General features: G+C 57.3%; 29 protein-coding genes and 1 tRNA gene. 21 read left to right on the top strand and 9 right to left on the bottom strand.

Features of this window, described 5'->3' with window-relative positions; all coding sequences use genetic code 11:
• Positions 1-71: 71 nt before the first annotated feature.
• From AUC45_RS03600 to AUC45_RS03565, 8 genes are all read left to right on the top strand, one after another.
• Positions 72-3308, top strand: a complete 3237-nt coding sequence (locus AUC45_RS03600; protein ID WP_067598224.1) for a YdbH domain-containing protein — start codon at positions 72-74, stop codon at positions 3306-3308.
• Between the two features lie 77 nt (positions 3309-3385).
• Entirely contained in the window at positions 3386-3577 is a 192-nt protein-coding gene (locus AUC45_RS03595; RefSeq protein WP_067599029.1) for a YnbE family lipoprotein, read from the top strand.
• 27 nt (positions 3578-3604) lie between these two features.
• Positions 3605-3997, top strand: coding sequence for a YdbL family protein (locus AUC45_RS03590; protein WP_067598221.1), 393 nt, complete (start codon positions 3605-3607; stop codon positions 3995-3997).
• Between the two features lie 216 nt (positions 3998-4213).
• Positions 4214-4552 carry an AtpZ/AtpI family protein gene (locus tag AUC45_RS03585; RefSeq protein ID WP_067598218.1) on the top strand — a complete coding sequence of 113 codons (339 nt, stop codon included), beginning with the start codon at positions 4214-4216 and terminating at the stop codon, positions 4550-4552.
• Between the two features lie 113 nt (positions 4553-4665).
• Positions 4666-5424: a F0F1 ATP synthase subunit A gene (locus AUC45_RS03580; protein WP_067599026.1), complete on the top strand. Its 759-nt coding sequence runs from the start codon at positions 4666-4668 to the stop codon at positions 5422-5424.
• Between the two features lie 57 nt (positions 5425-5481).
• Positions 5482-5709, top strand: a complete 228-nt coding sequence (locus AUC45_RS03575) for a F0F1 ATP synthase subunit C (RefSeq protein WP_040964046.1) — start codon at positions 5482-5484, stop codon at positions 5707-5709.
• Between the two features lie 109 nt (positions 5710-5818).
• Positions 5819-6310: an ATPase gene (locus AUC45_RS03570; protein WP_067598215.1), complete on the top strand. Its 492-nt coding sequence runs from the start codon at positions 5819-5821 to the stop codon at positions 6308-6310.
• A complete protein-coding gene (locus AUC45_RS03565; protein WP_067598212.1) occupies positions 6303-6830 on the top strand; it encodes an ATP synthase subunit B in 528 nt (175 codons plus the stop codon). The genes AUC45_RS03570 and AUC45_RS03565 overlap by 8 nt, the downstream gene beginning before the upstream one ends.
• 13 nt (positions 6831-6843) lie before the next feature.
• Here AUC45_RS03565 and AUC45_RS03560 read toward each other — a convergent pair whose 3' ends face one another.
• From AUC45_RS03560 to rpsA, 4 genes are all read right to left on the bottom strand, one after another.
• On the bottom strand, positions 6844-7824 hold the full coding sequence (locus AUC45_RS03560; protein ID WP_067598209.1) for an NADPH:quinone oxidoreductase family protein: 981 nt from the start codon (positions 7822-7824) through the stop codon (positions 6844-6846).
• 7 nt (positions 7825-7831) lie between these two features.
• Positions 7832-8587 (bottom strand): hydroxyacylglutathione hydrolase, encoded by a 756-nt coding sequence (gene gloB / locus AUC45_RS03555; protein WP_067598205.1) that lies wholly within the window; start codon positions 8585-8587, stop codon positions 7832-7834.
• Positions 8587-8925 carry a GFA family protein gene (locus tag AUC45_RS03550; protein ID WP_255356283.1) on the bottom strand — a complete coding sequence of 113 codons (339 nt, stop codon included), beginning with the start codon at positions 8923-8925 and terminating at the stop codon, positions 8587-8589. Before AUC45_RS03550 ends, gloB begins: the two co-directional genes overlap by 1 nt.
• A gap of 226 nt (positions 8926-9151) precedes the next feature.
• Positions 9152-10858, bottom strand: coding sequence for a 30S ribosomal protein S1 (gene rpsA / locus AUC45_RS03545; RefSeq protein ID WP_067598199.1), 1707 nt, complete (start codon positions 10856-10858; stop codon positions 9152-9154).
• Between the two features lie 342 nt (positions 10859-11200).
• On the opposite strand from rpsA, the gene AUC45_RS03540 reads away from it, so the two are divergent.
• Entirely contained in the window at positions 11201-11779 is a 579-nt protein-coding gene (locus AUC45_RS03540; RefSeq protein WP_156423724.1) for a hypothetical protein, read from the top strand.
• A gap of 12 nt (positions 11780-11791) precedes the next feature.
• Here the strand turns inward: AUC45_RS03540 and AUC45_RS03535 are convergent, their stop codons facing one another.
• From AUC45_RS03535 to aroA, 4 genes are read right to left on the bottom strand one after another with little or no spacing between them, the layout of a single operon-like run.
• The gene (locus AUC45_RS03535; RefSeq protein WP_067598193.1) at positions 11792-12415 is read right to left on the bottom strand and encodes a d(CMP) kinase; all 624 of its coding nucleotides are present in this window, start codon (positions 12413-12415) and stop codon (positions 11792-11794) included.
• A complete protein-coding gene (locus tag AUC45_RS03530; protein WP_067598190.1) occupies positions 12412-12630 on the bottom strand; it encodes a hypothetical protein in 219 nt (72 codons plus the stop codon). The genes AUC45_RS03535 and AUC45_RS03530 overlap by 4 nt, the downstream gene beginning before the upstream one ends.
• A complete protein-coding gene (locus tag AUC45_RS03525) occupies positions 12627-12902 on the bottom strand; it encodes a permease (RefSeq protein ID WP_067598187.1) in 276 nt (91 codons plus the stop codon). The genes AUC45_RS03530 and AUC45_RS03525 overlap by 4 nt, the downstream gene beginning before the upstream one ends.
• Entirely contained in the window at positions 12899-14230 is a 1332-nt protein-coding gene (aroA, locus tag AUC45_RS03520; protein WP_067598184.1) for a 3-phosphoshikimate 1-carboxyvinyltransferase, read from the bottom strand. Before aroA ends, AUC45_RS03525 begins: the two co-directional genes overlap by 4 nt.
• A gap of 179 nt (positions 14231-14409) precedes the next feature.
• On the opposite strand from aroA, the gene AUC45_RS03515 reads away from it, so the two are divergent.
• The 11 genes from AUC45_RS03515 to AUC45_RS03465 all read left to right on the top strand — a co-directional run bounded on the left by AUC45_RS03515 (position 14410) and on the right by AUC45_RS03465 (position 22987).
• Positions 14410-14751 (top strand): TIGR02300 family protein, encoded by a 342-nt coding sequence (locus AUC45_RS03515; RefSeq protein ID WP_067599023.1) that lies wholly within the window; start codon positions 14410-14412, stop codon positions 14749-14751.
• Between the two features lie 184 nt (positions 14752-14935).
• Positions 14936-15011, top strand: a tRNA-Ala gene (locus tag AUC45_RS03510).
• Between the two features lie 122 nt (positions 15012-15133).
• Positions 15134-16624 (top strand): signal recognition particle protein, encoded by a 1491-nt coding sequence (ffh, locus tag AUC45_RS03505; RefSeq protein WP_067598182.1) that lies wholly within the window; start codon positions 15134-15136, stop codon positions 16622-16624.
• Positions 16625-16668: 44 nt separating this feature from the next.
• Positions 16669-17232: a 30S ribosomal protein S16 gene (gene rpsP / locus AUC45_RS03500; RefSeq protein WP_067598180.1), complete on the top strand. Its 564-nt coding sequence runs from the start codon at positions 16669-16671 to the stop codon at positions 17230-17232.
• A gap of 120 nt (positions 17233-17352) precedes the next feature.
• Positions 17353-17871 carry a ribosome maturation factor RimM gene (gene rimM / locus AUC45_RS03495; protein ID WP_067598177.1) on the top strand — a complete coding sequence of 173 codons (519 nt, stop codon included), beginning with the start codon at positions 17353-17355 and terminating at the stop codon, positions 17869-17871.
• Positions 17872-17875: 4 nt separating this feature from the next.
• A complete protein-coding gene (locus AUC45_RS03490) occupies positions 17876-18211 on the top strand; it encodes a hypothetical protein (RefSeq protein WP_067598174.1) in 336 nt (111 codons plus the stop codon).
• Entirely contained in the window at positions 18208-19164 is a 957-nt protein-coding gene (locus AUC45_RS03485; protein WP_067598171.1) for a carbon-nitrogen hydrolase family protein, read from the top strand. Before AUC45_RS03490 ends, AUC45_RS03485 begins: the two co-directional genes overlap by 4 nt.
• Complete coding sequence (locus AUC45_RS03480) at positions 19139-19528, top strand: hypothetical protein (protein ID WP_067598168.1); 390 nt, start codon at positions 19139-19141, stop codon at positions 19526-19528. The genes AUC45_RS03485 and AUC45_RS03480 overlap by 26 nt, the downstream gene beginning before the upstream one ends.
• Complete coding sequence (gene trmD, locus AUC45_RS03475; RefSeq protein ID WP_067598164.1) at positions 19525-20265, top strand: tRNA (guanosine(37)-N1)-methyltransferase TrmD; 741 nt, start codon at positions 19525-19527, stop codon at positions 20263-20265. The genes AUC45_RS03480 and trmD overlap by 4 nt, the downstream gene beginning before the upstream one ends.
• Positions 20262-20630, top strand: coding sequence for a 50S ribosomal protein L19 (gene rplS, locus AUC45_RS03470; RefSeq protein ID WP_067598161.1), 369 nt, complete (start codon positions 20262-20264; stop codon positions 20628-20630). Before trmD ends, rplS begins: the two co-directional genes overlap by 4 nt.
• A gap of 137 nt (positions 20631-20767) precedes the next feature.
• Entirely contained in the window at positions 20768-22987 is a 2220-nt protein-coding gene (locus AUC45_RS03465; protein ID WP_067598158.1) for a S9 family peptidase, read from the top strand.
• Here AUC45_RS03465 and AUC45_RS03460 read toward each other — a convergent pair whose 3' ends face one another.
• On the bottom strand, positions 22988-23854 hold the full coding sequence (locus AUC45_RS03460) for an alpha/beta fold hydrolase (RefSeq protein ID WP_067598155.1): 867 nt from the start codon (positions 23852-23854) through the stop codon (positions 22988-22990).
• Positions 23855-23924: 70 nt separating this feature from the next.
• Between AUC45_RS03460 and AUC45_RS03455 the strand changes: the two genes are divergently transcribed.
• Positions 23925-24950: an aspartate-semialdehyde dehydrogenase gene (locus AUC45_RS03455; RefSeq protein ID WP_067599020.1), complete on the top strand. Its 1026-nt coding sequence runs from the start codon at positions 23925-23927 to the stop codon at positions 24948-24950.
• Position 24951 lies beyond the last annotated feature (1 nt).

Genomic DNA, 24951 nt, shown 5'->3' with positions numbered 1-24951 from the left:
CGTCCCTTTCTTCGCGAAGTTAACTGTGCTTCATTGCCTTTCGCACTGGATATGCGCAAGGGTCCCGCGCGATGGACGCCGACGAACTGCATGATGAGCCTCGCCGCAATAGCGTGCGCTTTTGGTGGCTCAGTCGCGTTGCTATCGCACTGCTCGCATTCATCGCAATTGCAGGTACTGTCTTCTGGTTCAGCCGCGAAAGAATCGCTGGCAATCTGATCGATGATGCATTGGCGGGAAGCGGGCTTGAAGCACGATACGACATCATCTCAATCGGCCCTCAGCAGCAGATAATCGAGAATTTTGTGATCGGCGATCCGGCAAGGCCTGACCTCACGATTGAGCGGATTGTTGCGGAAGTCGACTATGGTTTCGGAGCCCCGCAAATCGGCCGGATCACAGCTTTCAACCCGCGCTTTTACGGCACTTTGCGTGATGGCACGCTTAGTTTCGGCGCGCTAGATCCCGCGATTTATGGTGAAGGGGAAGGTGGGCTTCCCGAACTCGATATCGCGATCGTCGATGCGCGCGGCCTTATTGAAAGTGATTTCGGCAAGATCGGGCTGAAACTTGCTGGCGAAGGGATGCTCAATGATGGCTTCGCAGCAAAGCTCGCCGCCACGGCGCCCGGATTTGGGACCGAAACCTGCAAAACAGGCACCGCGACGCTTTATGGCGATCTGACAACCAATGCGGGCCTGCCAGAATTTTCAGGCCCTTTGCGACTTCGCGATCTCGATTGTGAAGGCGTGACATTGGCCAACGCGGATATCTCAGCTGACCTCACAACAATTGATGATTTCTCAAAGCTAGAAGGTGCATTCGCCCTGGCAGGGGCCGATCTGGCGCTTGCGGGCATGCAAGGCCAGAAATTGAGCGGCACAGCGCGCCTAGTTATTGACGAGGCCAAAGCCAGCCTAGCGCATGATTTGGAGATAAACGCATTCGAAACTCCCTATGGCGGGCTAGAAAAGATCGCAGCTGACGGCTCTTTGCGGAGCATTTTTGAAAGCGGGGATACCGAATGGAGCGCGGATGTCACAGGGCAGAACTTCACTCCCGGTGATACCGCGACGGCATTGGTTGCCGAAGCGAAGGCCGGACTCACTGGGACGCTGCTCGAACCGCTTCTCACCAAGTTTACGCGAAACCTTGATGCTGAGGCACAAGGTGCCTCGCTCGCTGCGACGGTCACGATGCGCCAGAATGAAAGCGGGCTCGCGGTGATCATCCCGGAGGGCCGCGTATCGAGCCCTTCGGGCGAGCCTTTGTTAGCTCTCTCCCGTGTCAGTTGGTCCCCTTCCGGATCCACGCGAGCAGGTGTTCTGACGGGCAATTTCATAACGGGCGGCGCAGGTCTGCCGCAGATTAACGTTCGGATGGAACAGCGCGGGCGCGGCGCACTGACTGCACGAATGACGATGGCCCCCTACAGCGAGGGCGGCAATCGACTTGCAATTCCGCGCCTAGAGATGCGCCAGAGCCGCAGTGGCGATCTCGATTTCAAAGGCGTCATTCGCGCAAGCGGAGACATACCGGGCGGCAACGTGTCTGATCTAACGCTGCCAGTTGCGGGAACATGGGCGCGCAGCGGTGCGCTCGCATTGGGACAAGAATGCACCACTGCGCGTTTCGAAGCGCTCGCATTGTATGACCTTGCCTTGCAAGCTCAGCAGATCGAATTGTGTCCCGAGCCGGGGGAAACCGCCATGATTGCTTACTCGGACACTCTTAGCGTTGGGATTGCCGCTGAGAATCTCGAATTGCTTGGCAATCTTGGCGAAAGCCCAATCAGGATGGCCGCGGCGACCGGCGCGCTGCGTTTTCCTGAACCTTTTGAATTAAGCGATGTCTCTGTGCGGATTGGCGAGGCGGAAAGCGGTCTTGATCTCGCTGCGGTGAGCTTGGTGGGCGATTTCAAAGGCGAGGATGGCGAACTTGCCAAGGGCGTATTCTCGGGCGGTTCTGCCATGATCGATGCCGTCCCGCTCGACTTTGGGCAGATTGCAGGGAACTGGCGCTATCAAGATGAAACGCTCAAGCTTGATGAGGCATCACTGACCGTCACCGATCGCTCGCCCGGTTTGCCGCGCTTCAATCCGCTTGAAGCGAACGGCGCACGATTGACGATGGCGGGCAGCGATATCCGCGCCGACGCGCAGTTGCGCCACCCTGGATCGGGACAATTGGTGACGGCGGTCGATCTCACTCATGATCTCGAGAGCGGAGCAGGGCAGGCTTTGCTCGATGTTCCGGGAGTGACTTTCGGCACCGGATTGAAAATGGAAGAACTCTCGAGCCTCGCGCAAGGCGTGGTCGCGCTTGCGGACGGAACCATCACGGGTGGGGGTGTCGTCAATTGGACTGCAGAAGACGTTTCCAGCACCGGCGTTTTTGCAACGCAAGACTTCGACTTTGCAGCCGCTTTTGGCCCCGTTGAAGGTGTTTCTGGTGAGGTCCGTTTTACCGATCTGCTTAACCTCACCACTGCGCCCGATCAGGAACTCTTTATCGCGTCGATCAATCCCGGGATCGAGGTCTTCAGAGGCAAGGTCGTCTACTCAATGACCAACGGCAAATTGATTTCGGTGAAAGACGCGCGCTGGCCATTCATGGGCGGAGAATTGGTGCTGCGCCCGACTGACATCGTTTATGGTGGAACAGGTGACCAAAGCTACGTCTTCGAGATTATCGCACTCGATGCGGCCAAGTTCGTAACACAGGTCGAATTGACCAACATCGGCGCTACGGGGATTTTTGACGGCACCATTCCGGTCATTTTCGATGAAAACGGCGATGGCAGGATTGAACAAGGGGAACTGCGATCGCGTCCGCCGGGCGGCAATGTCTCTTACGTCGGAGAGCTTCTTTACGAAGACCTCGGCGCAATGGGCAATTATGCCTTCCAATCGCTGCGCAGCCTCGACTACACTCAGATGGCTATTGGCCTGAACGGCGATCTTGCAGGCGAAATCATCACCAACATGACATTCGAAGGCGTCAGGCAAGGCGAGGGTGCGAGCCGCAATTTCATCACGAAAAGGCTCGCCAAGTTGCCGATCCGTTTCGATATCAACGTGCGCTCTCAGAATTTCTATCAATTGGCGACGATGGTGCGATCATTCTGGGATCCATCCCTGCTTGGCGATCCAGTCAGTCGTGGAACACTTCCCGGATCGAACGGACGACTGCGATTGGAAATTCCTGATAACAATGATGATCCAGCAAATCCGCCCACTGACCCGCCCGAAGTAAGGCGACCGGATGAACCCGCCGTTCAAGCTGGCGAAAGCGAGGAAGACTTATGACACTGCGTAAATTGACCCGCACTCCCGGTTTCGCCAAAAGTTCTTATCTGAAGCGAAATATAAAGGGTGACGGGGCGATGAGACAGAAAACCGGATGGGCGATGCTTGTTGCCTTGGGGCTTTCGGGCGGACTTACAGGGTGCATCAATATCGATGCGCCGGACGAACCGATCGTGATCGAGCTCAACATCAACATTCGGCAGGAAGTGATCTATCGGCTTGCAGAGGATGCTGCTGAAACTATTGAGGAAAATGCGGACATCTTTTGACGTCTGCCATTTCGAAGGCGTGAGATTATGATGAGCAAACTTCGAACGACGACATTGGCACTCGCTGCCGGTGCAGCGGCTATCACTGCTTTTGCTGTGCCTGCCAACGCTCAGCGCGATCCTGCCTATGCAGCGGCACGGTCTTCGGGCCAAATCGGCGAGCAGGTGGATGGTTATCTTGGAATTGTCGGTTCGCCGACGCCCGCGCTGCAGCGACTGGTTGATGATATCAATATCAAGCGGCGCGCGGTCTATGCTCGCAAGGCGCAGGAAAACAGCGCCACGCTTGAAGAATACGCTCTTACAGCCGGTTGTCAGGCGATCATGCGCACCGTGCCGGGCGAGAAGTATCAGGCACCTGATCGCACGTGGAAGACGCGCACCAGCGCTCCGCCAGAGCGCGATCCTAGATGCCCGTAAAATCTGGGACCGTTGGACTCAGACAGCGGGCAGCGTTTGCCGATAGCTGACCTGCGAAAGCGCGCTCACTTGCATTCTTATCAACACAGGCCGCGATAAATGCTGCGCTGCAACGCGGCGCGCCATTGACTTGGGATACACCCGATTCTAAGGGGTGCGCGCCTCTTGCGGGGCCCTTTGTTGCGCTTGTGCTATCTCGTTTATAGGAAGGCATTGATGAGCGACGAGAAACCCGCACGAGAACCCATCGCTGAAGATGCGCGAATTGATGCGCTCGAGGCGCGGTTGAAAGCCGCACGCGAGCGCGAAAATGAACGCAATCAGCCAAGAGTAAAAGGCTCTGATGCGAATTACCGCAGCGGAAGCCGAGTTTTGGCTGATCTGATCGGTGGGATTCTTGGGGGAGTGGTTGTCGGATATGCCATCGGCTATCTGACAAACACCAATCCATGGGGCCTGTTAGTGGGGCTGTTCCTCGGGATAGTGGTTGCTTTCAGAAACATTATTCTCAGCGCAGATGCGCGCTCTGAGAGTGACGCGAACGAACCGGAATGAGGCGCTAAGCGCGTTTCCGGCCTCGCCAATCTCTCGATCAAGGGCACGCGTTTTTCGCATGTAGTATTGAGGACTGATCAGCCGTGGCAGGCGAAGAAGGCAAAGTCGATCCGATGAAGCAGTTCGAGATCGAGCCCATGTTTGGCTCGGACTCGTGGGACGTCGCTGGCATGAACATCGCGTTCACCAATTCGACGCTGTGGATGGCGATCACCACGATTTTGCTCGTGGTCTTCGTTGCTGGCGGGATGAAACGCGAACTGGTGCCGGGACGCTGGCAAATGGCAGTGGAGTTTTTCACAGGCTTCATTGACGACATGCTCGATGCGAACATCGGCAAGGAAGGGCGCAAATATGTGCCTTATGTCTTCACGCTGTTCATGTTCATTCTGTTTGGTAACCTGCTCGGACTGTTGCCGCTCGGTCTCGTGGGTGTTCACCCATTCACCTTCACCAGTCACTTCACCGTCACCGGTGTATTCGCAGTGATCAGCTTCTCGATCGTCCTGATCGTCGGTTTCTGGAAACACGGTATCAAATTCTTCACGCTGTTCGTGCCGCACGGCACGCCGCTGCCAATGATCCCCGTGATTTTCCCGATTGAGCTTATCTCATTCCTCGTCCGCCCATTCAGCCTCGCTCTGCGTCTGTTCGTTGCGATGATGGCGGGACACGTCCTGCTCAAGGTTCTAGCAAGCTTCGTGATCGACAGCACGAACGCAGGGGCAGGGTTTGGCGTCCTCGTCGGGATCCCAAGCTTTACGCTGATGATTGGCATCAGCGCTCTCGAAATTCTCGTGGCCGGTATCCAGGCCTATGTGTTCGCTCTTTTGACGTCGCTCTACATCAACGACGCCGAACACCTTCACTAAAGTTTTGGCACTTATTTTTCCCAACGATTTTAATTAGATTTCCAAAGGAGTTTTCAAATGGAAGTAGAAGCTGCAAAGCTCGTAGGCGCTGGTCTTGCCGCAATCGGAGCCGGTATGGCTGCCATCGGCGTTGGTAACGTTTTTGGCTCGTTCCTCGAAAGCGCGCTGCGCAATCCTGGTGCGGCTGACGGCCAGCAGGGTCGTTTGTTCATCGGCTTCGCGGCTGCTGAACTTCTCGGCCTGCTCGCATTCGTCGTCGCGATGATCCTGATCTTCGTCGCCTAATTAAAGAAGTGGCCGCTTCTCGCGTGAGCCTGATTAAAGGTCCACGCGGGCGCGGCCATCTGAGCGCGGCACAGCGCTCTTAACCGGCACCCGTGCGGAGCTTATCGCAATGCCTCAGATAGCCCAGCTGCTTGAAACCTACTCCAGCCAGATTTTCTGGCTTCTGGTTTTCTTCGGCATCACCTTTTTCGTCGTCGGCCGGGGCATGGTGCCCAAGGTCCTCGATACCGTGTCTTTGCGTGACAAGCAGATCGCCGACGATCTCGCTGCTGCGCAATCGGCACGTGATGCAGCAGGTGAGCAAGAAGAGGCATGGCGAGTTCGCGAGAATGAGAACCGTGCAGCCGCGCAAGCTCTGATTGCGGACGCTAAGGCGAAAGCTGCGGCCAACACAGAGAAAGCCTTGGCCAAAGCGCAGGAAGGGCTGGATGCGCAATTGGCCGAAGCGGAAGGGCGCATCGAAGAGGCGCGCAATTCGGCCATGGGCGAAATCGAAGGCGTAGCAGCGGAAGCTGTTCAAGATATCCTTCTTAAAGTCGCCGGGACGAAGGTTACCAAGCCAACCGCGAACAAAGCGGTGAAGGAGGCTCTCAATGGATAGCACTCTCGTTATTCTGACAGCCGCGGGCACCGTTGCCGAGCCGGCATCATTCGGCCTCAAGGCATACCAGTGGGTCTCGCTCGCAATGGGCGTCCTCTTCGCGATCTTTATCTGGAAGAAAGTTCCAAGCATGATCACGCGCGGTCTTGATGACAAGATTGAGGCGATCAAGCAGCAACTTGATGAAGCCAAGAACCTTCGTGCCGAAGCAGAAGCTCTGCGTGACGAATACGCGGCCAAAATTGCCGGCGCTGAAAAAGACGCCGAAAGCATGATGGAAAACGCCAAGCGTGAAGCTGAGGCCATCGTCTCCAAGGCGGAAACCGAAAGCGCAGCCATGGTTGCACGGCGTGAGCGTATGGCAGCGGACAAGATTGCAGCTGCTGAGCGTGACGCAGTGGCAGAAGTTCGCGAGCGCGCGGTTGAGGCTGCGGCGTCTGCTTCAAAGAAGCTGATCGCTGACAAGCATGGCAAGGAAGCAGACAGCGCTCTTGCCGATGAAGTGATCGCATCGCTTTAGTCTGATCTGGGCCTTACGCGCCCGGCTCAAACACCACTTTCCCCACCAACTCGCGTGACGCCATCGCGTCGAAGCCTTCTCGCCAGCGCGACAAGGGCAAGACACGGTCTATGGCTGGTGTGATGCGCTTTTCCTGAGCAAGCTGCGCTATAGAGGCGTTGATCGCTTTGCCCCTTTCGGGAAAGCGGCGCGCATATTCGCCTGCGCGCAGTCCATGAATCGAAAAGCCTTTGATGAGCGGAATATTGGTCGCCACATCGGCAATGCGCCCGCTCGTAAAGCCTACCACGACAAGTTTGCCTCCGAATGCAACGCAGCGCGTGCTCTCATCAAAAACGTCGCCACCAACCGGATCAAACACGATGTCACAAAGCGCGCCGTTGGTGATGTCGGCGACGGACTCCCGAAAGCGTCCTTCAGCAAGGATGGTGGCATCGGGAGCAAAGAGCGCGTCAATCCGCTCGCGTTTGGCCTCAATACCCGTCGCGGCAATAACGCGTGCGCCCATCGCCTTGGCAAGGTCAACCGCTGCTAGCCCCACGCCGCCCGATGCTCCATGCACCAACACCCATTGCCCTTCTTTCAGGCCACAAAGTTCGATCAGCCCAGTGTAGGCGGTTGAATAGGCCGCGCCCATGGCGGCTGCTTGAGCGTAGGAGAGCGCATCAGGAACAGGGGAAAGGCTGCGGGACGGCAGGCTGGCAATTTCGGCAAAGGCGCCGGTTTTGTTGCCACCCATTACCCGGTCGCCAATCTTGAAGGCGCTATCAGGGTCGGCTTCGATCACTTCGCCAGCCGCTTCAAGCCCGCTGATGAATGGCACCTCTGGTTTGAACTGGTAATCTCCGCGCGTCATCAACAAATCGGGATAGTTGAGCGAAGCCGCGTGAATGCGCACGAGCACTTCGCCCGGCGCGCGCTCTGGAATTGATGTTTCGACAAGCGCGAGGCCCGAGAGATCCTCGGAGAGGTTTTCGACACGCAGGGCCTGCATCAGAGACTTAGAAATTGTCCTTGGCCGCCCGCAATGCTGCAAAAGTTTCATGCGGCGCACCTCCGCCCCATTTCGCAATAATGGCCGGATCATCCGCACGTAGGAAAGGATTTGTAGCAAGCTCGCGGCTCAGCACTGTTGGCACGGTCGGTTCGCCTTTCGCGCGCTTAGCATCGATCTCTGCGGCGTAGTCCTGAAGCGCTTGGTTCTCGGGGTCTGCGTGAAGCGCAAATTTCGCATTGGCCTGTGTGTATTCGTGCGCGCAATAGAGGGTGGTTGCCGTCGGCATGCGGCGAATGCGATCAAGACTGTTCCAGAATTGCTCAGGCTCACCTTCAAACATGCGTCCGCAGCCGAGCGCGAAAACGGCATCGCCTACAAATGCGATGCCCTCTTCGACGATATGAAAGGCAACATGGCCGTCGGTATGGCCTGACACGTCAATCACGTCAGCGCGATGCTCACCCAGGTTCACGACATCCCCGTGCTCGATGACACGGTCGATCTTTGAAAGCTTCTCGACCTCCTTGGGAGCAAGCACGCGTGCGCCGGTTGCTTCAACGATTGCTTTGTTCCCGCCCGCGTGATCGGGATGCCAATGGGTGTTCCAGATATGCGTTATCTTCCACCCCTTCGCCTCAGCCTGGCGCAAGTATTCTTTGGCATCAGGCGTATCGATCGCTGCTGTTTCGTCAGTCACGGAATTGTGCAGCAAAAAGCCGTAATTGTCGCTGAGGCAGGGGAATTGGTGAACCTGAAGCATTATCCATTCCTTCCGCGAGGAAAGCGTTGAGTTGATTGCGGGACCGTAACCCAGTCGTGCTTGTTGCCTTCTTCAAAGACCGACCGGACCGGGTAGGGCGGTGACCAATCCTGTATCGCGCCGACAGCAATCCCGATTCCATCCGGGTGAAGTGCAGTTTTGAGATACATGGTAGACCCGCAAATCGGGCAGAACCCGGTGGTCACTTCATTGCCGCTGTCCGCTAGACGGGTGAAATCGGTCGCCTTACCGGTAATCTCCACAGCATCGGCGCTGAAGTAAACCATCATCCCATACGGACTGCCGCTGCGTCGTTGGCACGCTTTGCAATGGCACATCACTCCAGCACCAAAGCCCGATATCTGAGCAGTGAGCTTTCCACATTGGCACTGCGCTTCCATGAGGCAAGTGTACGGCAACAGTGAACATTAGAAAAGGCCCGCCTGCATTGCTGCAAGCGGGCCTTCTCTTTTCTTAGTCACGGCGGTCATAGAGCGACCGCGCGTCTGCAGCTAGGCTGCAAGTTTAGCGAGGAGGTTCACCCTGATGGGCGAACCCAAGCAATCAGTCGTCGCTCTTCTTGAGAGCTTCGCCAAGGATGTCGCCGAGCGATGCACCTGAATCGGATGAACCGAACTGTGCCACTGCTTCTTTCTCTTCGGCGATCTGACGCGCCTTGATCGAGAAGTTCGGCTTTTTCGAGCGGTCGAACCCGGTGACCATCGCATCGACTTTGCTGCCGACCTGGAAACGGTCAGGACGCTGCTCATCGCGGTCACGGCCAAGATCGCTGCGCTTGATGAAGCCGGTTGCACCATCATCGCCAACCTGCACTTCAAGGCCGCCATCGCGAACTTCGAGAACGGTGACAGTGACAGTCTGACCTTTACGCAGTGCGCTCGTGTCAGCACCTTCGGCAGATGGAGCACCTTTCTCAAGTTGCTTCATGCCGAGGCTGATGCGTTCTTTTTCGACATCGACATCAAGCACGACCGCCTTGACTTCTTCACCCTTGCGGTGGAGCGCCAGCGCGTCTTCGCCCGAAATGCCCCATGCGATATCCGACATGTGGACCATGCCATCGACATCGCCGTCGAGGCCGATGAACAGGCCGAATTCGGTCGCGTTCTTGACTTCGCCGGTGACTTCCGCGCCCACAGGGTATTTCTCTGCGAATTCGTCCCAAGGATTGCGCTGAGCCTGCTTGAGGCCGAGCGAAATGCGGCGCTTCTCGCTGTCGACTTCGAGGACGATAACTTCGACTTCCTGGCTGGTTGAGACGATCTTGCCAGGGTGGACGTTCTTCTTCGTCCAGCTCATTTCGGAGACGTGGACGAGACCTTCGATGCCAGCTTCCAGCTCAACAAATGCACCGTATTCGGTGATGTTGGTGACCTGACCAGAGAGTTTCGCGCCGACCGGGTATTTCGCAGCCACGCCATCCCATGGATCGCTTTCGAGCTGCTTCATGCCGAGGCTGATGCGCTGTGTTTCTGAGTTGATGCGGACGATCTGAACCGTCACGGTGTCGCCAATGGCGATGACTTCGCTTGGGTGGTTGACGCGCTTATAGCTCATGTCGGTCACGTGGAGCAGGCCATCGATGCCGCCCAGATCAACGAATGCGCCGTAATCGGTGATGTTCTTGACAACACCGTCGATCACCTGACCTTCGGCCAGCTTGTCGATCAGTTCGCTGCGCTGTTCGGCGCGGGTTTCTTCGAGAACCGCGCGGCGAGAGACAACGATGTTGCCGCGGCGACGGTCCATCTTGAGGATTTGGAAGGGCTGCGGCACTTCCATAAGCGGAGTAACATCGCGCACAGGGCGGATGTCGACCTGGCTGCCGGGCAGGAACGCGACAGCGCCGTCGAGGTCGACAGTGAAGCCGCCTTTGACGCGGCCAAAGATGCGGCCTTCGACCCTCTTGCCTTCGCCAAATTCGTTTTCGAGCTTGTCCCAGGCAGCTTCGCGGCGTGCGCGATCGCGGCTGAGCATCGCTTCGCCATCGGCGTTTTCGACGCGGTCGACATAGACTTCGACTTCGCCGCCTACGGTGAGGCCGTGATCGTCTTCACCGCGGCTGAATTCTTTAAGGGAGATACGACCTTCAGATTTGAGGCCTACATCGATCACAGCCATGCCGTTTTCGATTGCTGTCACGGTGCCTTTTACGACGCGGCCTTCAAAGCCTTCGTCGCCGGCGCCGCCGAGTTGTTCGTTAAGAAGCGCTTCGAAATCGTCGCGCGTGGGGTTAGGTGCAGTTGCCATAGGTCTGGGCAAATCCTGTATTCGTTTTGCTACCGGCCACCGGTTTTCCGGGGTCTTAAACCGCCGCCTGGCGCACCATTGCGCTGGCCTTGCGGGCAAGAGGCCGACGTCTCCATGAAGCCGAATGCTGTCATGAAGGTTCTTCCAACCAGATCGATTGCGAGAACGGGCGCGCGCCTAGTAGAAATCGCCCAGAAACGCAAGCGAAAGCGGTCCACTCGGTATCCGCGCACGGTCAATCCTGCTGAGCGCGGTCAGTGTGTCGCAATTAATCAACGTCGGATTAACCCCCTTCTGTCAAAGCCGCTTGGATTTCTATCAAGGTTTGAGGGGGCTCAAGTGATGAGAATTGCTTCGAAATTCAGGAATGCCACACTGGCTGGCTCGGCCTGTTTCACGCTCGCCGGTTGCTCGGCAGGGGCTGAGGGCGATACCTTTGCAATGCCGATAGCAGAGGCACGATCAAAGCTGTCCAACGTGCAGTCGTCCTATGAAACAGGATCGCAAACCCGCACAATGCGTGCGTCCGGTGTGTCTCCTAAGGGTATTCCGGTGAAGCTTCCCAAAACGGGTGCGTTTTCGTCATCCTGTCACCTGGTCCTTGAGGAAGTGGATGCCAATTCCACCCGAATAACGCCCGATTGCGGTGATACAGGCGCAACGACAACCGATGTCGCAGCCGAGTTCTTCGAGTACGAGATTGCCGCGCACGTCCGCAAAATTCTGACCGGCGAAGAGATCGATACGGATGCTCTTGGCAAGAAGATGGCAATTCTGGCGATGAAGAACGCTTCCGCGATGATCAAAGAGGGCGGGCAGGCCGATCAGCAATGGGTCGAGGAGCAACAAGAAGCAGCCGTCCAGCGTGCGCGCAACACTCAGGATGGCTGGGGCGATGATACATCCAGCAATGATTGGTGAGGTTTGTGCGGTCTAGCTCTTTAGGGCTTCTTCGACGGCTTCTCGCACCATTACGAACGCAGCATCGCGATCAAAATTGGTCGTATCGATGGTGAGGGCGTCAGGCGCCGGCTTTAAGGGGGCATCGCTGCGACCCATGTCGCGTGCATCGCGGCGAGCGATATTGGCTTCGATATCACCAAGCTCAGCCTCAATGCCGCGTCCCTTGATCTCCAGCCAGCGACGCCGTGCGCGTTCTTCAACGCTGGCCGTAATGAAGAGTTTCACATCGGCATCAGGCGCAATCACGGTGCCAATATCGCGTCCATCCAGAACCGCGCCTCCCGGTTGCGTGGCAAAGGCGCGCTGCCGCTCAAACAGGGCTTTGCGAACTTCGGGATGTATCGAAACGCGGCTTGCGAGCCCGCCGGTTGCTTCATTCCGCAAGACAGGATCATTCAAAAGATCATCGGCGAATTCGCACGCGGCAAGTGCGTCATCAGGGTTATCGGGATCGCCGCCATTGAGCTCGACCTGTCGCCCTACCGCGCGGTAGAGCAATCCGGTATCGAGATGCGGAATGCCGAAATGGTCTGCCAGCCGTTTTGCAATGGTGCCTTTGCCCGATGCGGTCGGGCCATCAACGGCAATGATCACGAAAAAATATCCTTCGCCTTGTCGGCAGAAATGCGCGGTTCGCGCGCTCGCCATTTGAGGTGGAGTAGGGCCAGGCCAAGTGTCGCAAGCCCAAGATTGATGCCAAGCATTACCCAATCAAATTCGCCTTCGCGCCAGAACAGCACCGATCCCACGGCGAATCCATAAAGCAGGATGGCAGCGACAATGCGGCGATTGCGAGCGCGGGCGGTCATGGCTTTTCTTGCATCTCCTCATGGGTCGATCTGCGGGCGGCTTTCACAAGACCGATTATCGCGATCGCAGCCCAGAACCCTTCAAGAACAAGGCTTGGCCAATTGGTGTGGACCAAAAGCGATATTGTGAGAAGCCCGGCGCCCGTCAGATTGGTTCCGTGGAGAATGTAGGGATTGGGATCGTCTTTCAGAGTCAAATAAGCGTAGGCACCAATAATGCAGGCGGTGCCGAAAAAGCCGATCAAGCTATAGATGTCGAGTGGAGTGTTCACGCGGCGGCATCCTGCAAAAGCTGCTCAAAGTCTGGAAAGCTCGTCGCAATTGGCGCTGTGTCATCCAGCATTACGCCATCGCGGCTGACCAGCCCCGCCACGGCCATGCTCATGGCGATGCGGTGATCGAGCCTTGTCTCAACGCTCGCGCCTTCGGGGGTGCCACGAAGCAGCTCGCCGCCAGTGCCATGAATAGTGAGGCCGTCCTCTTGTTCTTCAAGCCGTGCGCCCGCCAGTTTCAGCGCATTGGCCATCGTTGTGATCCGGTCGCTTTCCTTGACGCGCAGTTCTTCAAGGCCGGATGTGCGCGTGGTGCCCTGGGCAAGGGCGCCTGCTACGAAAAGGACGGGGAATTCATCGACCATGCTTGGCACAATGGCCGGGTCGACATCTATACCGGAGAGGGAGGAATGCCGGACATGCAAATCAGCGACAGGTTCGCCGCCCACTTCGCGGCGGTCCAGTTCTTCTATTGATCCGCCCATCTGGCGCAGGACCTCGATGATCCCAGCCCGAGTGGGATTGAGGCCCACATTCTCAATTACGAGATCGCTTCCTGGCACCAGCAAAGCTGCGACAATAAAGAACGCCGCCGATGATGGATCGCCCGGCACTACAACATCGCAAGACGAAAGATCAGATTCGCCATGCACCGCTATCATGCGCTCGCCATTCTCCTCGCCGATTTCAAGTTCGACGCCAAAACCTTTGAGCATTCGTTCGGTATGATCGCGGGTAGGCACAGGCTCAATTACGCGCGTAATGCCTGGGGTGTTAAGGCCTGCGAGAAGTACAGCGCTTTTCACCTGGGCGCTTGCCACCGGAAGCCGGTAGGTGATTGGCACCGGTGGATTTGCCCCGCGCAGCATGAGCGGCAGCGTGCCGCCATCGGACGCCTCAAAATGCGCGCCCATTTGGCTGAGCGGAGCGATAACCCTGTTCATGGGGCGGCCGGAAAGACTTGCGTCCCCTGTAAAGGTTGCAGTCATCGCGTGGGTTGCAAGCAGGCCCATCAACAGGCGGGTCGAAGTTCCCGAGTTGCCCATATCAAGAGCGGCCTTGGGTTCGAGAAGGCTTCCAAGGCCTGCGCCCAGCACCTCCCATGCGCCATCATCTTTGCGCTCTATTAACGCGCCGAGCTGCCGCATTGCCGCAGCAGTCGCGAGCACGTCTTCCCCTTCGAGAAGCCCTTCGATCCGGCTTTTGCCCACGGCAAGGCTGGCAAACATCAATGCGCGGTGGCTGATCGATTTGTCGCCCGGAACGCGCAAGCGGCCGCGCAAAGGAGCGGACGAGGAGAAGATTTTGTCTGGAGCTTTGGTCGCCATTTCGCGCGCGTCTTTGACAGCGCTGTGTCGCTATGGCAAGGCGCCGCGACTTCGGGCGGAGCAACTTGATTCCCGGTTCTTGGACGTCGCTTCTTGAACCAATGCGCTACTCGCCCCATCAATACATTGCCAGTGCAGCCCATCATGATTTGGGCGCAATAGACTTTAAGGATTTTCGAATGGCGAAGCCGGAATGGGGAACCAAGCGTTCCTGCCCCAAATGCGGGACACGTTTCTACGATCTTGGCAAGGATGACCCTGTCACCTGCATCGAATGCGGTGAAACCTGGGATCCAGAGCCCGTGCTCAAATCCAAACAGCCAATCCCGTTTGATGAAGACGACAAGAAGAAAAAAGACGGCGAGGCTGATAGCGATCTCGGCGGAGATGATGATCTCGACGATATCGGCGATATCGATGAAAGCGAGAACACACCTGACAGCGACGTCGATCTTGGCGGCGACGATGACCTTGGTGTTTCCAAGGGCAAAGGTGATGACGACGGAGAGGACGACAGCTGACGCTGAAGACTGGTCGCTGTCACAGTCTATTGCGACAAAGACTTAGCGACCTTTCGTTCAGGCGCAGTCCGGGATCCTTTACCTTCCGAGAAATTTCTTGCTTTTTGTGGGGAGCAGCCATAGTGGCGCTGCTCCTTGCGAGAGCAGGGATGCAGGTTTATGTTAGGCCTGCAAATGATGATATGGGGCCTTAGCTCAGCTGGGAGAGCGCAACACTGGCAGTGTTGAGGTCAGCGGTTCGATCCCGCTAGGCTCCACCATCATTTTGAATTGAAGTAAGCAAGCCGAAGCAATTGCTTCGCACGCTGGCCGACGAGGTTTCGTCCGCCGGCGTTTTTCGTGTTTTTTTCGGGCTGTTGTTCGGAAGAGGAGTTTGAAGACGATGTTTGACAATTTGTCTGACCGCTTGGGCGGCGTCTTTGATCGCCTCAAAGGTCGCGGCGCGCTTAAAGAGCAGGACGTGCGCGATGCGATGCGCGAAGTGCGCGTTGCTCTGCTTGAAGCCGACGTTGCGCTGCCTGTTGCACGCCGGTTCATCGACAGTGTCACGGAAAAGGCAGTCGGTCAGGAAGTCCTCAAATCGGTCAAACCCGGCCAACAGGTCATAAAGATTGTCCATGATGAACTCATCGCCACACTTGGCGGTGAAGACAGCGATGGCGGCTCTGAGGGACTAAATCTTGAGGTCAAGCCGCCGGTCGTGATCATGATGGTGGGCCTCCAAGGCTCGGGTAAAACCACCACCACGGCCAAACTCGGAAAAATGCTGCGCGAAAAGCACGGCAAGAAAGCGATGATGGCATCGCTCGACGTCAATCGTCCGGCGGCGCAGGAACAGCTTGCCGTGCTGGGCGAGCAGGTTGATGTCGCGACGCTTCCGATTGTCGCAGGCCAGCAGCCAGTTGATATCGCCCGCCGCGCGATGGAGTCCGCAAAACTCCAGAATTTCGATGTGCTCCTGCTTGACACCGCAGGCCGTTTGCACGTCGATGAGGCACTGATGGCGGAGATGAAGGCCGTTTCCGGCGTATCGGCGCCAACCGAAGTGCTCTTGGTCGTGGACTCGCTGACAGGTCAGGACGCGGTCAACGTGGCCCAAAGCTTCACCAATGAGGTGCCGCTGACAGGCGTTGTACTTACCCGGATGGACGGCGATGCGCGCGGCGGTGCTGCGCTCTCGATGCGCGCTGTCACAGGCAAGCCGATCAAGTTCGCAGGCACAGGCGAAAAGCTCGACCAGATCGAAGCCTTCCGCCCCTCCAGCGTTGCAGATCGTATCCTTGGCATGGGCGATGTCGTCAGCCTTGTCGAAAAGGCCGCGGCAACGATCAAGGAAGAGGAAGCCGAAGAGCTTGCTCGCAATTTTGAGAAGGGCAAGTTCGATCTCAACGATCTGCGCATGCAGCTTAAGCAGATGCGCAATATGGGTGGGCTCGGCGCGCTTGCTGGCATGATGCCGGGCATGAAGAAAGCGAAAGCGGCGATGGCTGCTTCGAACATGGATGACAAAGTGCTCGTCCACATGGATGCGATCATTTCATCCATGACAGCCAAGGAACGCGCCAATCCCGGCCTTATGAATGCCAAGCGCAAAAAGCGTGTGGCAGCAGGCAGCGGCACCGATGTGCAAACGGTCAACAAGGTGCTCAAAATGCATCAGGAAATGGCCCGCGCGATGAAACAGATTAAGAAGATGGGTGGCCTCAAGGGGCTTGCCGCAATGTTCGGCGGAGGGTCTGGCGGAATGCCGGGAATGGGCGGCCCCGGTGGCGGAATGCCACCTGGCGGACTTCCAGGCCTCGGCGGCCCCGGCGCCGGCGCCGACGGATTGCCACCGGGCCTTCCCGGTTTGGGCGGAAAACCCAAGAAATAATTTGTACGTAATTTCAGATATTTGAATGTGAAAGGTAGACTATTATGGCAATTGCATTGAGGCTCTCGCGCGGTGGCGCGAAAAAGCGTCCTTATTACCGCATCGTGGCGGCTGACAGCCGTTCCCCGCGTGATGGTAAGTATCTCGAGCAGATCGGAACCTACAACCCGCTGCTCGCCAAGGACGATGAAAAGCGCGTCACGCTGAACGAAGACCGCGCACGTTACTGGCTCGGCGTTGGTGCCCAGCCTTCTGACCGCGTTCTGCGTTTCCTTGATGCAGCAGGCATCAAAGAGCGTCCCGCTCGCAACAACCCCAATAAGGGCAAGCCGGGTGAGAAGGCTGTTGAGCGCGCCGAAGAGAAAGCTGAGAAGCTGAAGGAAGCCGAAGAAGCAGCCAAGGCCGCTGAAGAAGAGGCTAAGAACGAAGAAGCAGCCACCGAAGAAGCAGCCACCGAAGAAGCGGCAGCCGAAGAGGCTCCAGCCGAGGAAGCCGCAGCAGAAGAGGCATCTGCAGAAGAAGCTGCTGCTGAAGAAGCACCGGCGGAAGAGGCACCAGCCGAAGACGCTCCCGCTGAAGATAGCGGCGAAGAGAAGGCCGAGGGTTAAGCGCCCAATGCCATTTGCCGCTCGTACTGAGCTTTTCGATACAGTGCTCTTCTGTTTGGCCCCAACGAGCCATCAGAAGTGCAAACCTTCGGCAGGCTCAGGGCGAGCGGCTTTCTGAGTATGAGCAACGCCAGACCCATCGAACTTGCCGCCATAACCGGCGCGCATGGGGTAAATGGCGAAGTGCGCCTCAAATTGTTCGGAGAGGGCGTGGAAGCGCTCTCCCAGCACAAGGTCTTTTTGGCGCGTGATGATGGCCGCGAACTAAGGCTCAGCAAAATCCGCTCTGACAACAAAGGGGGCGGTGTCGCCCGCTTTGCAGGCATATCCAATCGCAACCAGGCCGAAAAATTGCGCGGTACCGTGTTGACTGTGTCGCGCGATGCTTTGCCAGATCTGGGTGAGGGCGAATACTATCACGCCGATTTGGTGGGCCTTCTGGTCGAAACAGATGTGGGCGAGGCCGTGGGCACGGTGGCTGCCGTCCAGAATTACGGCGCGACTGACATTATCGAAATCACCCGAGAACCGGTACCAGCCAAGGGACAAAAGACCTTCATGGTCCCGATCACCGAAGCTGCAGTCATCGGATGGGATGAGACAAGACTTGTGATTTCAGCCGCTTTCGCGGAAGACTGAACGCATGGTTTCTGGACTCATCGGACTGCTTGTTTTGGTTGGCTTTGTCGCCGGAATTGCACTTTTGCTCGCCTTCGTCATTGATCTGCTTTTTTCCAATAGAAGCACCATTGGAAAGTCGCTTGTTGCAGCTGTGATCGCTGGCGCCATCCCGATGCTTCCTGCATATTGGACGGTGGTGGCGCTTTCTGGACCGACCGATCCGACGGTTGCACTTTTTCCTCTCATTGTCGGCGCTCTTATTCTTGCGCTGGTGATCGGGTTCCCTTTCGCCTTCTTTCTGATCAGGCGTCGAAGTCGCGGTCGGGTGTCCAAGATCGATCCGGAAGTATTTGAATGACCACTCTCCCCGTCGCCATCTGCCAGGCCGCTCCGATCCCGCTCGATTTCACCGGCGGTATCGAAAAAGCGACGCGTCTCGCTCGTGAGGCTATTGAAGGCGGTGCAAAGCTAGTTGCTTTTGGCGAGACGTTTCTGGGCGGCTATCCGCTGTGGCTGGATGAGGCTCCGGGTGCTGCCTTGTGGGATCATCCGGGGACCAAGGCGCTCCACCAGATCATGCTCGATCAAGCAATTGTGCCGGGTGACGAGCGACTGCTCCCTTTGCAGGAACTGTGCGATGAAAGCGGGGCGTGCATCTCTATCGGCGCGCATGAGCGAGTGCGCCGGAGCCTTTACAACAACCAATTGCTGCTGCGCCCCGGCGAGCCGCCGCTAGACCATCGCAAGCTGGTGCCGACCCATGGCGAGCGTTTAGTCTGGATGCGCGGCGATGGATCGACACTTGGCGTGCACGAGGCAGAATGGGGCAGAGCGGGCAACCTCATCTGCTGGGAACACTGGATGCCGCTCGCCCGCGCTGCGATGCACAATCTGGGTGAGAGCGTGCACATCGCCGCTTGGCCCACAGTGCGCGAAGAATATGCGCTGGCCTCGCGGCACTATGCGATGGAGGGGCGGTGTTTTGTGCTGGCCGCAGGGTTGGTGCAGTCGAAAGAGGACCTGTTCGAAGGCTTAATGCGCGTCGGCGGTTCGCCAGAAGCCAGAGAACTCTTTGAAGCCATCGAGAATTCAGTGCTCAATCGCGGCGGCTCAATCATCGTGGCACCCGATGCGCGGGTGCTAGCACAGGCAGGCGAAGACGAAGAAATCCTCCACGCTGAGCTGGATTTGTCAGAGATCGGGCAGGGGCTAGCAAGCCTCGATACCGACGGGCATTACTCGCGGCCTGATGTGTTTGAGCTCAATGTGGATACGGAGCCCAAAAATGGGGTTGTTTGGTCGAAAGGCTAACGCACCGCCGTTTGACGAGGGAGCAAAGCCTTTCGTCCTTTGGCTCGCCCGCGAGGAGTTCGGGTACAAGCACGCGACCCTCTCATCTGCCGTCGATCAGGATCTCACTGTCACAGGAGACGACGGCGATGACTTCGTGCTTCAAATCGTGGACCGCTACGGCGAATGGGTGCGAGAATGGCCGTGGGAGCGCTTTATCTGTTTCAACGAAGGCGTGTCGATGCTCGCACCTTATGCTGCCTTGTGGAACTTCCTTCGTTTGCCATGGAGCGATACTGCATTTCCGCAAAAGCCCGAACTTGAGCGGCTTGAACTCGGGCACATCGCCAAAGTTCTCGAACGTGGCGAATGGATAGATCCATGACCTTCGCCGCCACCATCCTCACGCTCTATCCGGAGATGTTTCCCGGACCGCTGGGCACTTCGCTGGCGGGCAAGGCGCTCGAACGCGACGATTGGTCCTGCGCGACCGTCAACCCGCGTGACTTCACGACCGACAAGCACCGCACCGTTGACGACACACCCGCTGGCGGTGGAGCAGGGATGGTGCTCAAGGCGGATGTGATCGCGGCGGCGCTTGATAGCGTCGCGGATAGCCGTCCGATCATCGCAATGACCCCGCGCGGCAAACCTATCACGCAAGCCCGGATCCGCGAGATTGCTTCAGGTCCCGGAGTCACCATCATCTGCGGCCGTTTCGAGGGTTTTGACGAGCGCCTCTTCGAAGCGCGACCTCAGATCGAACAAGTCTCTCTCGCCGACATCGTTCTTTCCGGTGGCGAAACGGCGGCCATTGCCATACTTGATGCTTGCATTCGGCTGCTTCCCGGCGTAATGGGCGCGGCTTCTAGTGGGGCTGAGGAATCTTTCGAAGAAGGATTGCTCGAATATCCGCACTACACCCGACCTCAGGAATGGGAAGGGCGCACGATCCCTGAAGTGCTGCGATCGGGGGATCATGCGAAGATTGCGGCTTGGCGTCATGCCAGATCGGAAGAGATTACTCGGTTACGCAGGCCGGACCTTTGGGAGCGCTATATCAGCGCTCGGGACCAGTCTGCCTCTGGCGCGCGGCGACAAGACAAGGAAACGGACCAGTGAACCTGATCCAGCAAATCGAAGCCGAAGAAATCGGCAAGGTTGAAAAAGAAATCCCAGACTTCCGCGCAGGCGACACCGTTCGCGTGGGCGTTAAAGTTATCGAGGGCACGCGCGAGCGTATCCAGAACTTTGAAGGCGTTGTGATTGCGCGTTCCAACCGCAGCATCAACTCGAACTTCACCGTTCGTAAGATGAGCTTTGGCGAAGGTGTGGAGCGTGTGTTCCCGCTGTATTCGCCAATTGTCGACAGCATCACCGTGGTGCGCCGCGGCGTCGTGCGTCGTGCGAAGCTCTACTATCTGCGTGGCCGCACCGGTAAGCGTGCGCGTATCGCGGAACGCCGTGAGAATGCGCCCAAGGCGTAATTTCTCTCGCACATGAGATTTAGAAAGGGCGGTCCGGCTGGGCCGCCCTTTTTCGTTTGAGCCGAATGACGGGCTTTGCAATTTGTTTGAGGTTTCTCCATGTCCATTGAAGAACAATCAAAGGGGCCTTCTTTGACATGCGCTTACCCATTTTCGCCGCTGCAGCCGCACTGCTTTCCACCTCTGCCCTCGCGGACGATCATATGACCACCGAAACCGAGCTGACGTTTGAGCGGGTTTTCGCCTCGCCAAGCCTTAACGGGCCAGCGCCACGTCAGGCCAAATTCTCGCCCGACGGCAAATTTCTAACGCTCCTGCGCAATCGCGAGGATGACCGCGAGCGCTACGATCTGTGGGGTTTTGAAATCGCCACGCAGGAATGGCGGATGCTGGTGGATTCAGAGAAGCTCGGCACTGGGCGCGAGCTGTCTGAAGATGAAAAGATGCAGCGCGAGCGCGCTCGGGTCGGCAACCTTAAAGGCATCATCAGCTACCAGTGGGCAAGCGATGGCTCGGGCGTTCTGGTACCGCTCGATGGCGATCTCTACCTTGCAAAGCTCGATGGGACAGTAACTCGCCTCACCGATACCGAGGAAAGCGAGCTGAACCCGAAATTGTCGAGCAAGGGGAACTACGTCTCCTTTGTGAGAGATCGGCAATTGTGGGTTGGTGAGGTCGGATCCGAAGCGGCCCCGATCACGCCCAAAGAGGATGGCCCGATCCGCTGGGGCGAGGCGGAATTTGTTGCACAGGAAGAGATGAGCCGCATGGATGGCTACTGGTGGGGTCCCGATGACAGCCGACTTGTCGTCCAGCGCACTGACGAAAGCCCGGTCGGCATTGTAACTCGCGCAGCGATTGGCGCGACGGGTACCAAGGTTTTCGATCAGCGCTATCCGGTCGCGGGATCGGACAATGCGATTGTCGAGCTGTTTGTGATGGATCCTGATGGCGGGAACCGGGTGAAGATTGATCTGGGTGAAGACACCGATATCTACGTCGCGCGCGTCGACTGGGCACCTGATGGCTCGCTCTATGTCCAGCGGCAGAACCGCGAACAGACGGTGCTCGATATGCTCAAGGTCGATCCGGCGACAGGGGCGAGCGAGATTTGGTTCACCGAAAAAGCGGCTCGCGAGGACTATTGGATCAACCTTTCCGACAATTACCGTTTTTTGAAGGATGGCAGCTTGCTGTGGTGGTCGGAGCGTAGCGGGACTGGCCAATTCTACCGATTTGATGGCGAATATTGGACACTTCTGACGAGCGGCGCTGAACCCACAACCGAGCTTGTTGGCGTCAATGAAGAAGAAGGCGTATTTTTCTATCAGGCGACAACCAATGTTCTCACCCAGCAGATTTATCGCGCGCTTTTGCGAACTTCAGCGCCTGCAACTCAGCTCACAGATGGAGACTTCACGAATTCTGCCAGCATGGACAAGACCGGCAGTGCACTGCTTGTCTCAAGGTCTGGCACAAGCCAACCGACGCAAAGCTATCTCGCATCGAGTGATGGCGAGAGGCTGACGTGGGTTGAGGAAAACGCGCTCGATCAAGACCACCCTTACACGCCCTATCTCGCCGGCCATGTTACGCCAGAATACGGCACTATTCCTGCAGAGGACGGGACGCAGCTTCACTGGATGATGATGAAGCCAGAGATGGAAGAGGGCAAGACATACCCTGTCTTCTACTATCACTACTCGGGCCCAGGTCCGCAGATCGTCGATAAAGGTTGGGGTGGGGCACTGGCCCAGGCTGTCGTCGATAAAGGATATATCTACTTCGCGCTCGATAATCGCGGGACTGCCAATCGCGGGGTCGACTTTGAGCAGCCGATTTATCGCGCCATGGGCGGTGTAGAAGTGCGCGATCAGAAGACGGGCGCTGAGTATCTTAAAACGCTTGATTTCGTCGATCCCGACAAGATCGCGCTCTATGGCTGGTCCTATGGCGGATATATGACGCTCAAACAGTTGCAGGCCGATCCGGGGCTCTACGCAGCGGGCATTTCGGGCGCGCCTGTTACGCGCTGGGGCCTTTACGACACGCATTATACAGAGCGCTTTATGGGCGATCCGCGCGAAGTGCCCGAGGCCTATGAAAAGGCCAGCGCCATTCCTGATGCTACCAAGATCAGCGACCCCTTGTTGCTGATCCACGGCATGGCGGATGATAACGTAGTGTTTGAGAATTCATCCGAACTGATCAGCGTTCTGCAGGAAGGCAATGTGCCATTCGAAATGATGCTTTATCCCGGATATACGCACCGGGTGGCAGGCGAGAATATCTCCCCGCATCTGTGGAACACGATTTTCCGTTTCTTGGAGAGCCACGGCGTTACGCCGCCAGAGTGATCAGTCGGAAAGCCACTCCAAGGCCTTAGTCGCAACCTCTTCGGGCGCTTCGACCTGCGGGTAGTGTCCTACCGTCTCGATAAGGTGGTGCCGCGCGTTCGGAACCACTTCGCGCCATTTGTCATAAGCATGGCGGCCTGAAACTGGATCGAGCGCTCCGTTGATTAGGCCAATGCGATCCTGCGCGGCGATGATTGCTGATTCCCAACGCTCTTTATGCCTGCGCCGATCCGCTATGTAGTGAAGCAGCTTATGCGTGATCCGGTTTCCGCCCTTGTGGCTGATGAATTCCCAGAACTTGTCAAGATCGGTTTCGCTCGGTTGTGTGTCAGGGCCAAACACTTCGGAAAAGCTCTTGCCGAATGCCTTCCGGCTCATGAGGAGTCCGACGATAAAGCCAAATGGGGACACACCGAGCTTCTGAATCGGGCGAGGGCGGTGCTGATCGGGGAAAATGCCGCCGTTCAGGAACACCATTTGACCAAGCGCCGATGCGCCTGATCCATCCAACTGGCGCGCAAGCATTTCCTGTCCCACTGAAACGCCGTAATCGTGGACGAGAGCATCGTAGTCGCCTACGCCAATATGGCTGAGCAAAGCCTCTTGGATATCGGTTTGCAGGTGGATCGAATAGCCAGCGCGAGGTTTATCCGACAGGCCAAATCCAAGCATATCGCAGGCGATCAGACGGTGTTTTTCACCCAAGACTTCCCAGACAGCCGCCCAATCCCATGAGCAAGTTGGAAAACCATGGACCAGCAACACCGGAAGCGCCGTTTCATCGCCGCCCGTCCAGTAGGCAATCTGGTGTCCCCTAAAGTCAAAATACTTGGCGCTTTCCCGCCAGCTTTGTGTATTTGCGACCACGTCTTTCCCCTTGCAAAGCGACCGTAATCCCGTCAGCAAGCGGCGCAACATCAAACGCGGAGTATGTGAATTGGGTTATCGGGTGGCAGTCGTTGGCGCGACCGGCAATGTCGGGCGCGAAATGATGCAGGTTCTGGCAGAGCGTGAGTTTCCCTGTGACGAAGTCGCAGCAGTGGCGAGCGGCCGTTCGCAAGGGACCGAAGTGGAGTTCGGCGACACCGGCAAGATGCTCAAATGCAAGAACATTGAGCATTTCGACTGGTCGGGCTGGGATATCGCTCTGTTTTCAGCAGGCAGCGGCCCGGCCAAGGAATACGCCCCCAAAGCGGCCGCCGCTGGGTGCGTCGTCATCGACAATTCCTCGCTCTACCGGATGGAGCCTGACGTGCCGCTGATCGTGCCGGAGGTGAACCCGAATGCGATTGACGATTACACAAAGCGCAACATCATCGCGAACCCCAATTGCTCGACCGCGCAGTTGGTCGTGGCGCTCGCGCCTTTGCACAAGGCGGCGACGATCAAGCGGGTGGTGGTCTCAACCTACCAATCGGTTTCCGGCGCTGGCAAAGCTGGGATGGACGAACTGTTCGAGCAATCGCGCGCGATCTTTGTCGGCGATCCGGTTGAGCCTGCGACCTTTACCAAGCAGATCGCCTTTAACGTGATCCCACATATCGATGTTTTCCTGGACGATGGATCGACCAAGGAAGAGTGGAAAATGATGGTCGAGACCAAAAAGATCCTCGATCCCAAGATCAAACTCAACGCGAGCTGCGTGCGTGTGCCGGTGTTTGTCGGCCATTCCGAAGCGGTGAATATCGAATTTGAAAAAGAGATGTCGGCTGAGCAGGCGCAAGAGATCCTTCGCGAAGCCCCCGGCATCATGCTCGTCGATAAGCGTGAGGATGAGGGGTATGTGACGCCCGTCGAAAGCGCCGGCGATGGCGCGACTTACATCAGCCGCGTGCGCGATGATCCGACGGTAGAGAATGGCATCACGCTGTGGTGTGTCTCTGATAACTTGCGCAAAGGCGCAGCGCTCAACGCAGTCCAGATCGCTGAACTGCTTGGACGGCGCCATCTCAAGAAAGGGTGAG

The organism is Erythrobacter sp. YT30 (assembly GCF_001542875.1).
GTDB lineage: Bacteria > Pseudomonadota > Alphaproteobacteria > Sphingomonadales > Sphingomonadaceae > Erythrobacter.
Note: the sequence above shows the minus strand (reverse complement) of the source record. Positions and strands in the feature narration are given on the sequence as shown.

What these genes read in the sequence shown, in the direction of transcription:
- AUC45_RS03480 (WP_067598168.1), top strand. Translation starts at nt 19,139, where the DNA reads ATGGGGTTGTTTGGTCGAAAGGCTAACGCACCGCCGTTTGACGAGGGA.
- AUC45_RS03560 (WP_067598209.1), bottom strand. Translation starts at nt 7,824, where the DNA reads ATGCAGGCCCTGCGTGTCGAAAACCTCTCCGAGGATCTCTCGGGCCTC.
- AUC45_RS03585 (WP_067598218.1), top strand. Translation starts at nt 4,214, where the DNA reads ATGAGCGACGAGAAACCCGCACGAGAACCCATCGCTGAAGATGCGCGA.
- aroA (WP_067598184.1), bottom strand. Translation starts at nt 14,230, where the DNA reads ATGGCGACCAAAGCTCCAGACAAAATCTTCTCCTCGTCCGCTCCTTTG.
- gloB (WP_067598205.1), bottom strand. Translation starts at nt 8,587, where the DNA reads ATGCTTCAGGTTCACCAATTCCCCTGCCTCAGCGACAATTACGGCTTT.
- AUC45_RS03565 (WP_067598212.1), top strand. Translation starts at nt 6,303, where the DNA reads ATGGATAGCACTCTCGTTATTCTGACAGCCGCGGGCACCGTTGCCGAG.
- trmD (WP_067598164.1), top strand. Translation starts at nt 19,525, where the DNA reads ATGACCTTCGCCGCCACCATCCTCACGCTCTATCCGGAGATGTTTCCC.
- AUC45_RS03600 (WP_067598224.1), top strand. Translation starts at nt 72, where the DNA reads ATGGACGCCGACGAACTGCATGATGAGCCTCGCCGCAATAGCGTGCGC.
- AUC45_RS03540 (WP_156423724.1), top strand. Translation starts at nt 11,201, where the DNA reads ATGAGAATTGCTTCGAAATTCAGGAATGCCACACTGGCTGGCTCGGCC.
- AUC45_RS03570 (WP_067598215.1), top strand. Translation starts at nt 5,819, where the DNA reads ATGCCTCAGATAGCCCAGCTGCTTGAAACCTACTCCAGCCAGATTTTC.
- rpsA (WP_067598199.1), bottom strand. Translation starts at nt 10,858, where the DNA reads ATGGCAACTGCACCTAACCCCACGCGCGACGATTTCGAAGCGCTTCTT.
- AUC45_RS03465 (WP_067598158.1), top strand. Translation starts at nt 20,768, where the DNA reads ATGCGCTTACCCATTTTCGCCGCTGCAGCCGCACTGCTTTCCACCTCT.
- AUC45_RS03485 (WP_067598171.1), top strand. Translation starts at nt 18,208, where the DNA reads ATGACCACTCTCCCCGTCGCCATCTGCCAGGCCGCTCCGATCCCGCTC.
- AUC45_RS03550 (WP_255356283.1), bottom strand. Translation starts at nt 8,925, where the DNA reads ATGTGCCATTGCAAAGCGTGCCAACGACGCAGCGGCAGTCCGTATGGG.
- rpsP (WP_067598180.1), top strand. Translation starts at nt 16,669, where the DNA reads ATGGCAATTGCATTGAGGCTCTCGCGCGGTGGCGCGAAAAAGCGTCCT.
- AUC45_RS03575 (WP_040964046.1), top strand. Translation starts at nt 5,482, where the DNA reads ATGGAAGTAGAAGCTGCAAAGCTCGTAGGCGCTGGTCTTGCCGCAATC.
- AUC45_RS03515 (WP_067599023.1), top strand. Translation starts at nt 14,410, where the DNA reads ATGGCGAAGCCGGAATGGGGAACCAAGCGTTCCTGCCCCAAATGCGGG.
- AUC45_RS03580 (WP_067599026.1), top strand. Translation starts at nt 4,666, where the DNA reads ATGAAGCAGTTCGAGATCGAGCCCATGTTTGGCTCGGACTCGTGGGAC.
- AUC45_RS03530 (WP_067598190.1), bottom strand. Translation starts at nt 12,630, where the DNA reads ATGACCGCCCGCGCTCGCAATCGCCGCATTGTCGCTGCCATCCTGCTT.
- AUC45_RS03595 (WP_067599029.1), top strand. Translation starts at nt 3,386, where the DNA reads ATGAGACAGAAAACCGGATGGGCGATGCTTGTTGCCTTGGGGCTTTCG.
- AUC45_RS03590 (WP_067598221.1), top strand. Translation starts at nt 3,605, where the DNA reads ATGATGAGCAAACTTCGAACGACGACATTGGCACTCGCTGCCGGTGCA.
- AUC45_RS03490 (WP_067598174.1), top strand. Translation starts at nt 17,876, where the DNA reads ATGGTTTCTGGACTCATCGGACTGCTTGTTTTGGTTGGCTTTGTCGCC.
- rimM (WP_067598177.1), top strand. Translation starts at nt 17,353, where the DNA reads ATGAGCAACGCCAGACCCATCGAACTTGCCGCCATAACCGGCGCGCAT.
- ffh (WP_067598182.1), top strand. Translation starts at nt 15,134, where the DNA reads ATGTTTGACAATTTGTCTGACCGCTTGGGCGGCGTCTTTGATCGCCTC.